9 protein-coding genes are annotated in these 11,821 nt (G+C 47.5%); 6 read left to right on the top strand and 3 right to left on the bottom strand.

The window, feature by feature from the left end; genetic code table 11:
* Window positions 1–19: 19 nt before the first annotated feature.
* The gene (locus AC1DCV_RS16450; RefSeq protein ID WP_477024153.1) at window positions 20–2,716 is read right to left on the bottom strand and encodes a T9SS type B sorting domain-containing protein; all 2,697 of its coding nucleotides are present in this window, start codon (window positions 2,714–2,716) and stop codon (window positions 20–22) included.
* 198 nt (window positions 2,717–2,914) lie between these two features.
* Between AC1DCV_RS16450 and AC1DCV_RS16445 the strand changes: the two genes are divergently transcribed.
* The 5 genes from AC1DCV_RS16445 to rpiA all read left to right on the top strand — a co-directional run bounded on the left by AC1DCV_RS16445 (window position 2,915) and on the right by rpiA (window position 8,588).
* Window positions 2,915–3,838, top strand: coding sequence for a dihydrodipicolinate synthase family protein (locus AC1DCV_RS16445; protein ID WP_477024152.1), 924 nt, complete (start codon window positions 2,915–2,917; stop codon window positions 3,836–3,838).
* Entirely contained in the window at window positions 3,835–5,424 is a 1,590-nt protein-coding gene (locus AC1DCV_RS16440) for an aldehyde dehydrogenase (NADP(+)) (protein WP_477024151.1), read from the top strand. Before AC1DCV_RS16445 ends, AC1DCV_RS16440 begins: the two co-directional genes overlap by 4 nt.
* An 11-nt stretch (window positions 5,425–5,435) precedes the next feature.
* Window positions 5,436–6,437: a 4-hydroxyproline epimerase gene (locus tag AC1DCV_RS16435; protein ID WP_477024150.1), complete on the top strand. Its 1,002-nt coding sequence runs from the start codon at window positions 5,436–5,438 to the stop codon at window positions 6,435–6,437.
* A 65-nt stretch (window positions 6,438–6,502) separates the two neighbouring features.
* The gene (locus tag AC1DCV_RS16430; RefSeq protein ID WP_477024149.1) at window positions 6,503–7,747 is read left to right on the top strand and encodes an NAD(P)/FAD-dependent oxidoreductase; all 1,245 of its coding nucleotides are present in this window, start codon (window positions 6,503–6,505) and stop codon (window positions 7,745–7,747) included.
* 133 nt (window positions 7,748–7,880) lie between these two features.
* Window positions 7,881–8,588 carry a ribose-5-phosphate isomerase RpiA gene (gene rpiA, locus AC1DCV_RS16425; RefSeq protein ID WP_477024148.1) on the top strand — a complete coding sequence of 236 codons (708 nt, stop codon included), beginning with the start codon at window positions 7,881–7,883 and terminating at the stop codon, window positions 8,586–8,588.
* Here rpiA and AC1DCV_RS16420 read toward each other — a convergent pair.
* Window positions 8,554–9,837: an MFS transporter gene (locus tag AC1DCV_RS16420; protein WP_477024147.1), complete on the bottom strand. Its 1,284-nt coding sequence runs from the start codon at window positions 9,835–9,837 to the stop codon at window positions 8,554–8,556. The two genes, rpiA and AC1DCV_RS16420, sit on opposite strands and share 35 nt — an antisense overlap.
* Before the next feature lie 260 nt (window positions 9,838–10,097).
* On the opposite strand from AC1DCV_RS16420, the gene AC1DCV_RS16415 reads away from it, so the two are divergent.
* A complete protein-coding gene (locus AC1DCV_RS16415; protein WP_079472790.1) occupies window positions 10,098–10,289 on the top strand; it encodes a cold-shock protein in 192 nt (63 codons plus the stop codon).
* Between the two features lie 520 nt (window positions 10,290–10,809).
* On the opposite strand, the gene AC1DCV_RS16410 is transcribed toward AC1DCV_RS16415, so the two are convergent.
* Complete coding sequence (locus tag AC1DCV_RS16410; protein WP_477024146.1) at window positions 10,810–11,763, bottom strand: nitrilase family protein; 954 nt, start codon at window positions 11,761–11,763, stop codon at window positions 10,810–10,812.
* Window positions 11,764–11,821: the final 58 nt, after the last annotated feature.

Here is an 11,821-nt window from a genome sequence, read left to right as displayed (position 1 = left end):
TTACAATTCCAAAAATGGGTTACCGGAGCAGTACAGTGGTGCCTTTGCGGAATACCCGCTTGCCGCTGACTTTCTCTGTGTATTCCAGCATCCATACATAGGTGCCAACATCGGCAGTTTTTCCATTGACGGTGCCGTCCCATTTACGCCGCCAGTCCGTGGTTTCAAACAGCAGATTGCCCACCCGGTTATAAACGGCAAAATGAAGATCCACCGCTTTATACGCATTCAACGGATAGAGATAATCGTTTTGCCCATCGTTGTTGGGAGAAAATGCAGTAGGCACATCTATATAGCAACTGGATACAGCAGTAATATAATGATCGGCGGTATCCAGGCAGTTCGCATCGTTTCTAACAATCAACCGGATCAGGTATTGTTGTTCCTTTTGTGTAGGATAATACTGCATGCGGATGGGAGTGGCGCCGTTAGTACGGGCGCCGTTGCCATAGTCCCAGATCCAGGAGTTTATTTTACCAAGACTTTTATTCTGCGGCAATACCAGGTCCAGCGGGCAATAGGGGCCCGGATCCACGTCAAACAATGCGGTGACTTCACTTCTGAGAAGCGTGTCTTTACTTTTTGTATCGGAACATACACCATTGGAAACGGTGAGCTGCAGATGCTTCATGCCCAGTGAGGTATATACTTTCACCGGATTTTGTGTGGTATAGGAATCGCCGTCGTCAAAGGTCCATTTCCATTGATTCACCTGGTTTTTACCATTATGCTGTAAATGCAGGGTGGTAATACGGCAGTTCTGCTCAATAGAATAGCCAAACGAGGCATTAACGGTATCGGCTGCACGAAAAGTAGTTTGTTGATTAATCGCGGAGGGCTGCCAGCACTCCGTCTGCAAAGTATTACCATCGGTTCCGTTCCGGAGGGTGATGACGTAATCACCAGCATTTTGAATGGCTGCTGATAGCTGTAGTTCCACGGTGTCGGCCAGGTTATTACTGTTGCAGATTCCTGTTGCCTTTACAATCGTTACCGGCCGGGGGCCGCTGATGGTAAAGTCGCTGCCATCGGGTGCTATGGAGCTGCAGCGTACCGGGACGGAGACACCTATTTTTATACTCACCGGGGTACAGGTAGCCCGGGCGGTACTACCTATCAATGCACTTGGTTGCGGAGCAATCGTAAAAGGCTGTTGGGCGCCGGCGGGCGTTTCCTGCCAGCATTCACTTTGCAGCGTGTTCCCGTCTTTTCCGGCTTTCAGTTGTACCAGGTAGTTGCCATCTTTTAGTATCCGGTCTTTTAATTGCAGGGTAACCGTTTTCGTTAGTCCGTTTGCATCGCACACAGTAACAGCTTTGCTGATCACGATGGGCACAGGTCCGGTGATGGTGAAGTCGCTGCCATCGTCTGCTACAGAACTACAACGGACCGACTCATTAAATACCAGTTGTATTTCGTTGGGCGCGCAGGGTGGGGGTGTAACAGGGGGCAGTGGCACATAGGGCTGCGGAGGTATGTTAAATGCCGCTTCCTGTCCCGCTGGTGTTTGTATATGGCATTCACTTTCAATTGTATTGCCATCAGGTCCTTTTACCAGCGTCACTTTATAGTTCCCTGCTATCAGTATTCTTTTATCCAGTTTTAGTGTGATGATGGTAGTCAGCCCATTACTGCTGCAATTGCCGGTGGCGCCGGTAATCTTTACACCTGGAGGGCCACTCAGCACAAAGTCTTTTCCATCCGGAGAAATTGACGCGCACCGGATCGGCGCATTAAATGCCAACAGCAGCTGATCGGGTGCACAGGGCAGCGTTTTAATATTACCCATCGCCACCGGGAAGGTTTGTACTACCGTAAACGTGGCACGCTCTCCTACGGGAAGCTGGTTGCCGCAGGCATCCAGGAACGTATTGTTATCGGTACCATTTTTTGATACCAGGGAATGCGTCCCAACGGGGAGCATTTTATCTAATTGTACCAGCAATGAATCCGTATCAAAACCATTCGTGCAGCCAACACCGGTTACGCCGGTGATGTTTATGCCTGGCGTTGTAAGGGAAAACTCACTTCCATCTTTGGAGATGCTGTTGCATTGTACCCTTTTGCTGAGTTTAATTCCTACTGAATAAGGGCCGCAATTATAGGCCGACTGCTGCAGGTGAGGTATGGTTGGATCTGTGATCACGGCGGTGCCGCCGCCAAAGGCGAGTTCATAACCGCTTTGCGTATCGGAAAAATGGCTGATCAGCAACAGGTATTGGTGGCCTTGCTGCAGCACTGCCATCTTGCTGAATAACGGCTGACCGTAGCCGCCACAAACAGCGATGTTGGTTCCTGCAGCAGATGCGCCGGTAAGACCAAATTCTCCGGACCAGTTCATCGTAACAAAAAGACTCCCATCTGTATAAACGTCATTCGGATTGCGGCCGGTAATATCGAATATCTGCCAGTCGTAGTCTTCAGCCAGTATAAGCGGGGTAATCGTAAATCCCAGCGTACCGGTTTGATAACAGGTAAATTTATACCAGAAAGGATTTTTATCAGAGTGATTAAAATCTCCCGGGGTGTTACAAACAGGGCCGGGTATAGTTGTCGTGCCACAAACAGGTACAGAGAGTTGTTTGAATACCTGGGTGCCGCAAACCGGAAAAGCAGAGGAAGGTGTTTGACCAATCTGGTCACAAGACTGTGTCCTGGCCATTTGGGCAAAGGATAACAACATCAGGAGATAAGCAAAAAATCGCACAAAATACATGGGTATAGCAATTACGCAGGAATTGGCATAAATTAAGAAAAAAATCCCAGACCGGAGGGAAGAATCTATGCAGATATTTTTTCGATATAGCTAAAAATGCCTTTTTTTTGGTTAAAATCTGCGTATAATTGATTAATTACAGTGGCGTGCTATCGCAGGCCTCCCGCTATTTTTGTTGGCATAAAAAAAGATAGGAAAATGGCACAAGTTAACTGGCAAGGCGTATTTCCCGCATTGCTCACCCCTTTCACCGCCGACGATCATATTGATTATGAGATGTTCGACAAAAATCTGCAGGCGCAGGTAGATGCAGGCGTTAATGGTATTATTCTGGGCGGCTCACTGGGAGAAGCCAGCAGTTTACAGAATGAAGAGAAGTATGCATTGGTAAAACATGCGGTTGCTTTTCTGGGTGGTAAAATACCCGTCATTATGAATATTGCAGAGCAAACTACCACTGCTGCTATTGCCTGTGCTCAGGCAGCTGAAGAAGCCGGCGCTGCTGGTTTGATGCTGTTGCCTCCTATGCGCTATAAAGCAGATGATGCCGAAACAGTAGCCTATTTCCTTGCGGTGGCCAGCAGTACTCCACTGCCTATTATGATCTACAATAATCCGATAGATTATAAAATCATGGTGACCCTGGATATGTTTGAGCAATTATCAAAAGCGCCTAATATTCAGGCTGTGAAGGAGTCTACCCGCGATACCACTAACGTTATCCGGATGATCAATCGTTTCGGTGACCGTTTCAGTGTACTCTGCGGCGTAGATACGCTGGCGTTAGAGAGCATCGTCCTGGGAGCCAATGGCTGGGTAGCCGGTCTGGTGGATGCTTTCCCCCGTGAAACAGTAGCTATCTACCGCCTTGCAAAAGCGGGTCGTATTGCAGAAGCACTCGCTATTTACCGCTGGTTCATGCCTTTGCTGGAACTCGATATCGATCCCAAACTGGTACAGTATATTAAAATGGCCGCTACCGCCACGGGTATTGGCAACACCAACTTACGCGCACCACGCCTGTTGCCCCAGGGAGCAGAGAAAGCACATGCGGAAAAAGTAATTGCTGATGCATTGGCTACCCGCCCTGTGTTACCGGAATATTTAAATCTCCCTGCATGATTACAGGAAAAAATATAATAGGCTTCGCTACTTCCGGAGAAGGGAATGAGGTACTTCGTGCGTACGATCCCGTTAGTAATGCTGCTTTGCCTGAAACATTTGCTGTAGCCACCGCTGCAGAAGTAAATCAGGCGGTGGATAAAGCTACTACCGCTTTCATGGAATACCGCCTTTCTTCTCCGGAAGACAGAGCGGTTTTCCTGGAAACCATTGCAAACGAAATACTGGCGCTGGGAGATCTGTTGCTGGAAAGAGCAGTAGCGGAATCAGGCCTGCCATTGGCCCGCATCACGGGAGAAAGGATGCGCACCGTTTCCCAGCTGCGGCTTTTTGCCAACATATTACGCGAAGGCTCATGGGTAGAGGCAGTGATAGATCCGGCACAACCTGACCGTACACCACTACCGCGGGCGGATATACGAAAAATGCTGGTGCCCCTGGGCCCCGTACTGGTATTCCCGGCCAGCAATTTTCCGCTTGCCTTTTCCACTGCCGGCGGCGATACTGCATCCGCACTGGCAGCAGGTAATCCCGTAATTGTAAAAGCACATGAATCGCACCCAGGCACCAATGAACTGGTGGCTATTGCTATTCAAAAAGCCGCACAGACATGTGGTATGCCGGATGGTGTATTTTCAAGTCTTACCGGCGCCGGTCCGGCACTGGGTCAACAACTGGTAAAACACCACGGTATAAAAGCGATCGGATTTACCGGTTCATTTAAAGCCGGTACTGCTATCTTCGATGCGGTTACACAAAGACCGGAACCCATTCCGGTATATGCAGAGATGGGCAGCATTAATCCGGTATTGCTGCTACCTGCCAAACTGGCTACAGCAGCAGAAAGCGTAGCTAAACAATATGCGCAGTCCATCACCCTGGGCACCGGGCAGTTTTGTACCAACCCTGGTTTGTTGATTGCACTGGCAGATGATGCCACCACACAATTCGCTGCGGCATTACAACAGGAGCTGTCCGCTATCCACGCCGGCACGATGCTCAATCCAGGTATCTGCTATCATTATTATGAAAACAGGGACCAGCTATCGCGCAGAAAAGGAGTAGAAACCCTTTTTGCCGGCAACCTGGAATCTGCAGCTACCAAAGGTTCACCGGCATTATACCGCGTGAATGCAAAAAACTTTATCGCCAGCACAGAATTGCAGCAGGAAGTATTTGGACCGGCTGCTTTACTGGTGGTATGTGATGATGACGCGGAACTACAAACTGTATTGGCACAATTACACGGACAATTAACCGGTACGGTGATGGGAGAAGCAGCAGACCTGCAACGCTTTTCCCCCGCTATTGCCCTGTTGGCAGAAAAAGTAGGCCGCATCATTTTGAATAATGTGCCTACAGGAGTGGAACCAGGTTATGCCATGCACCATGGCGGACCATTTCCGGCTACCACGGATATAAGAAGTACGTCTGTGGGGGCTTCGGCTATTGTACGTTTTGCAAGGCCTTTATGCTACCAGGACTGGCCTGCAGCGCTGCTCCCGGCAGCACTGAAAGACGAAAATCCTTTAGGCATCTGGCGCCGGCTGGATGGTCAGCTGACACGAGATGCTGTCAGAAAATAATTTGAATGTGTATGTCGACTAAAACTTTTTTTTGTATAGATGCCCATACCTGCGGTAACCCGGTAAGACTGGTTGCCGCAGGCGGGCCTATCCTCCGGGGGAATAATATGATGGAGAAACGCCTGCACTTTTTGCAGGAGTTCGACTGGATCCGCAAAGGTCTCATGTTTGAACCCCGTGGGCATGATATGATGAGTGGCAGTATCCTGTATCCGCCTTCCGATGAAGCTAACGACATCGGGGTATTGTATATCGAAACCAGCGGCTGTTTGCCTATGTGCGGTCACGGTACCATCGGTACAGTGACTATTGCCATTGAACAGGGATTGATTACCCCCAAGGTGCCTGGCAAATTACGCCTGGAAACGCCCGCAGGACTGGTGCTGGTAGACTATGTACAGGAAGGGAAAAAGGTGAAATCTGTAAAGCTGACGAATGTAAAATCTTTCCTGGCAGCAGAAAACCTGGAAGTTAACTGCCCCGATCTGGGTACTTTACGCGTGGATGTCGCCTATGGAGGTAACTTCTACGCCATCGTTGATCCGCAGGAGCATTTCTCCGGCCTGGAAAACTATACTGCAGATCAGTTGATTTCCTGGAGCCGTGTATTACGGAAAAGACTAAACGAAGAATATACTTTCGTACATCCGGAAAATGAGCACATCAAAGGGTTGAGTCATCTGTTGTGGACCGGTGCCACCATCAGCCCGGAAGCCACCGCCCGCAACGCGGTGTTTTACGGTGATAAAGCCATTGACCGTTCACCCTGCGGCACCGGTACTTCCGCAAGAATGGCGCAATGGTATGCAAAGGGAAAACTGCGTAAAGGGGATCGCTTCATTCACGAAAGTATTATCGGCTCCCGGTTTACCGGTACCATCGAAGAAGAAACCACAGTGGCTGGTAAACCAGCTATCGTTCCGGGCATTGAAGGCTGGGCAATGGTAACAGGTTATAACACTATTATCCTGGATGATGATGATCCGTATGTACACGGTTTTCAGGTCCTATAGAATTATTATCGGGAACAATGATCCCAATGGACGCAAGGCTCCCGTGATCAAATCATTTTAAGTATATGAAAGCAATCGTCATCGGCGGTGGTATTATTGGTCTTTGCAGTGCTTATTACCTGCAGGAAAGCGGCTGGGAAGTAACTGTCATCGATAAGGGAGATTTCAGCAACAACTGTTCCTATGGCAACATGGGCATGATAGTGCCGAGTCACTTTGTGCCACTGGCAGCACCAGGTATTATATCACAGGGGATCCGCTGGATGTTCAACAGTAAAAGCCCTTTTTATGTAAAGCCTGCCCTGAATAAACAATTGATCAGCTGGGGATTAAAGTTCATGAAAAGTGCCAACACACAGCATGTCGCTGCATCGGCACTGCCACTGCGGGATATAAATCTCTTCAGCCGCTCCCTGTATACCGATCTTGCTCAAAAAGAGGCCTTTCATTTTGGCCTCGAACGCAAGGGGATCATTATGTATTATAAAACGTCTGCAGTAGCGGAAGAAGAAGCGCATCTTGCCAAACAGGCCAATGACATGGGATTGGATGCAGTGGTGCTGGATAAAGCAGCCCTGCAGGCACTGGAGCCACAGGTGCAGATGGATGTGCTGGGAGGGGTACATTACCGTTGTGATGGACACCTGTATCCCAATGACCTGATGCGGCAACTGATCGCATATCTGCAGCAACAACAAGTGCAATTTCTCCCTGATAAAGAAATAACAGGTATAAAAACCAATGGACAGAAAGTAACCGCTGTAGTGACAGGGACCGAAACGCATACTGCCGATATGTTTGTACTGGCCACCGGCTCCTGGACGCCGGCGGTGGCACGTTTGGCGGGAGTTTCCGTACCTATGATGCCAGGTAAAGGATACTCCGTTACGCTGGAATCCCCGTTGGTGAATTTAAATATTCCGGCCATTCTGTGCGAAGCCCGGGTGGCATTAACACCTATGGGAAACAGATTACGTTATGGCGGTACAATGGAAGTGGCGCCCGTAAACGAAACGGTGAATATGAACCGCGTTGCCGGTATCGTAGACTCCATACAACGTTACTTTACCAATCTCCCGGTAAACATGCCTGATAAAACAGCCGTATGGAGTGGATGCCGGCCCTGTTCCCCGGATGGACTGCCCTATATCGGTTTTGTACCACAGTTCAGCAATCTGCTGTTAGGTGGCGGACATGCCATGATGGGCCTTAGCCTGGGACCCGCTACCGGTAAGCTGTTAGCCGAACTGGCCAACAACGGTAAAACAAGTATTGATATCACAGCTTTTTCTCCGGCGAGATACCGGTAAGCTTTTAACCATTAGCTTTTAGCTTTTAGCAAAATGCAGCGGAGATAGACATATATTATGTTCTCCGCTGCATTTTGCTAAAAGCTAAAAGCTAAAAGCTAATGGCTAAAAGCTATTTTATTATATTTGGACCATGCAAGGAACAACAGATATCGGGAAAAAAGCTGCCGGGGAAAAAGCGGCAGAATATATTAAATCAGGTATGACCGTTGGATTAGGTACCGGGAGTACTGTCTACTATACTATTCTCCGTATAGGCGAACTAGTTAGGGCAGGCCTGGAAATTAAAGCGGTAGCTACTTCTGCGCAATCAGAACAACTGGCGAGAGAACAAGAGATCCCACTGGTTAATTTTGATAAAGTAGAAAGAATAGATATAGATATTGATGGGGCAGATGAAGCAGACGCGCAGCTGCAGTTAATCAAAGGGGGAGGAGGGGCATTGCTCCGTGAAAAAATTATTGCGGCGGCCTCAAAAGAAATGCTGGTGGTGATAGATGAGCACAAGCTGGTAAAACACCTGGGCAAATTTCCTTTGCCAGTAGAAGTAGCCACCTTTGGCTGGGAACTTACCTTTAAACAACTGGTGGCACTGGGTGCCCGTCCTGTGCTCCGGTTAAAAGACAATAACCGTTTTGTAACGGACAACGGCAATTATATCCTGGATTGCCATTATCAGAAAATTCATAATGCGCCGGCGTTGCATACGCAACTCAACAATATCCCTGGCGTAGTAGAAAACGGTTTATTTCTCGACTACGCCAGCAGATTGATCATCGGTAACCAGGATGGTAGTGTCAGGGAAATCACACATCCTTATCCAGCAAAGACGTCTTTTTAGTATCGCGTGAACTGAGGTACACCAGCAGTGAGATAAAAATACAGATGGTCACGTACCAGTAATACATTGGCTCATGCCCTGTCTTTTTAAAATACAGGGCAATAGGTTCTGCAGTGCCACCAAAGATAGCTACTGTAAGGGCATAGGGGAAACCCACTCCCAATGCCCGTATTTCAGCCGGGAACATCTCCGCTTTTACCACCGCATTAATAGAGGTATAGCCACTCACAATTACCAATGCGAAGAGAATGAGCCAGAAGGCGGTCCATTCTGAACTGGTGTTACTGATAGCGGTGAGAATGGGTACAGTAAGCAGGGTACCCAGTACTCCGAAACCTACCAGGAGAGGCTTACGGCCGTATATGTCTGAAATCCAGCCAAATAAGGGCTGTAAACAGGCAAAGATCAGCATCAGGAAAAACGTAATAGTAGTAGCATGTTCAATACTCAGATGCACCGTATTCACGAGGAACTTCTGCATATAGGTAGTGTAGGTATAAAAGGCGAGAGTGCCACCCATGGTAAGTCCTACCACGGTTAGCACGGCTCTGGGATGCTGCCGGAACAGTAACTTCAGGGAGCCTTTTTCCTTTTCGTTTTTTATTTTTTCGAAAGAAGTAGATTCCTGCATATGCCTGCGCAGGTAAAGCGCAAAAAAGGCCAGTGCAGCGCCAATGATAAATGGAATGCGCCAGCCCCATTCATGTAGCTGGGCAGGCGTTAAAAACAGTTTCTGTAGCAGCATTTGTACGCCCAGTGCAATGAGTTGCCCGCCAATCAGGGTAACATACTGAAAACTGGAATAAAAGCCCCGCAGCTCTTTGGTAGCCACTTCGCTCAGGTAGGTGGCAGAGGTACCATATTCCCCACCTACACTCAATCCCTGTAACAGTCTGGCCAGCAGGAGCAATGCCGGTGCTGCTAAACCGATACTATTGTAGGAAGGTGTAAATGCAATAAGTAAAGAACCAAGCGACATTAGTAATACCGATAAAGTCATGGAGGCTTTACGTCCTTGTTTATCGGCTATGCGGCCAAACATCCAGCCTCCTATGGGCCGCATCAGAAAACCCACGGCAAAAATGGCGGCTGTATTGAGCAGCTGAGCCGTATAACTACCCTTTGGGAAAAAAACAGGCGCAAAATAGAGAGAAAAAGTCGCGTAAATGTACCAGTCGTACCATTCTACCAGGTTACCGGCTGACCCGGTTAATATGGCTTTTATTCGCCATGCGTCAGGATGTTTCATATATAATGCGAAAATATATTTTAATCTGGAATTATGGGCCAATGCCCCCGTCCAGCGCAAGAAAATCTTTTAAAAAAATTAGGGTTGTATTCAGGAAATCACCTATCTTCGTACCGCTTCTTTAAGATAATGTATTTCAATTCTGTTGGTAGATCACCTCTCACATTCAGCTTTTTCTTACACTTTTTCTTGTAGTCGCCCAGGTAGCCGCCTGCTGTAATAAATGGCGAGAACACGTTCACAATTAAATATTAAATATAATGCAAACAGGTGTAGTAAAATTTTTTAATGAAGCTAAAGGTTTTGGATTCATTAAAATCGAAGGTTCCGGACAAGAAATTTTTGTTCACGTATCTGGTATCAAAGAAAGCATCGGCGAAAATGACCGCGTAGTATTTGACGTGGAAGAAGGCAGAAAAGGCCCGAATGCTGTTAACGTAAGACTGGCATAATTTATTTTATAATAGTTTTGTTATAAACCGCGCTGGCTATGCCAGGGCGGTTTTTTTTATGCATTACTTTTAAGGAAGAATGCTACAGATCTAAGTCTGCATCACAGCTATTTTAGAAGGACTTTTATCTTCCTTGTTTCTAAGCACCCACCATCACTATAGCCAACATTACCTGCAGAAGTGTATAGTCATTATGTCGGCTTTGCCGATGCTATGCTTAGGACCCGCTATGCACCTATAGAAACACTGCAGCTGAGGTGGACTTGATGTGGACTTGAGGTGGACTTGATGCGGGGATAAGGTGGACTTGATCCGGGGATGACTCCCGGATAAGAAAGACCGATGGAGGCCAGAACGGGCCATAGCAGCGCTGCTGTAGCAGGCTGTAGCTGAAAAAAGCGGCCATTTTCATCATTTAGATATCATTCACTTATTTTAGGGGTTAAATAATAAGATCCGCCACTACAGCGGATCTTATTATTTATTATATAATTTTATAAATTATCAGGCGCATTTCAGGCTATTTTTCTTCCTGTAACCACACCACTTTTTGCACAGATGCATGTGGTGCCGCAATTACAGCGCCGTATAAATCAGGTCTGCGGGCCAAACGATACCGGTAACCTCCGGCTTCCTTCAGCTTATTGCGTGTAAGCGTTGCCGTTACTACATCATCACCCAGTTTCCGGCATTCCGCTATCACATCACCAAATGGGTCCAGGATCATGGAACAACCATTCTTTAACTGGTCATCATCCATACCAATAGGATTGGAGAAAACGGCATAAATGCCATTGTCGTATGCACGCGCCGGCAACCACTTCATCAGCCAGGACCGTCCTTTCATACCATCAAATTCCAGCCGCAGAGAAGTGGGATCCTTCTCCCGGTTTTCCCATAACATCGGATCCACAAAACCCGCGCCCGGCCTGGTAGACGGCGTACACATCGTCACGTGTGGCATGAAAATGATTTCTGCACCCAGCAAAGCCGTGGCGCGAACATTTTCTATGATATTATTATCATAACAGATCAGCATACCACATTTCCATCCTAACAGATCAAATACGATATACTCATTTCCTGGTGTCAGATACGGATTAATAAACGGATGCAGTTTCCGGTATTTTGCTACTAACCCGTTTTTGTCTACACACACATATGCTTTGAATAAATTATTGTCGGCATCTTTTTCAAATAATCCCGCCAGCACCGCAATATTATTTTCTGCCGCAATGTCTTGCAAAGCCTTGATAGAAGGCCCATCGGGGATAAATTCGGAGAGTTCCAGCATCTGCTCCCTGGATAAATGCCGGGCAAAAGTATAGCCCGTTACAGAACATTCGTGAAAGGCGACGGCATGAGCACCATCGGCCGCTGCCTGTGCAGATAATTTGCGGATAACACCCAGATTGTAGGCTTTGTCATTGCTCCTGTTTTCAAATTGAGCTGTTGCTATTTTTATGGTTTCCATCTCATTAATATTTTGTTGGCAAAAACTAAAACGAATATACACCCCATTTAGTTATGCG

The organism is Chitinophaga sp. 10T418 (assembly GCF_056394125.1).
This window is presented reverse-complemented; position numbering and strand designations above follow the sequence as displayed.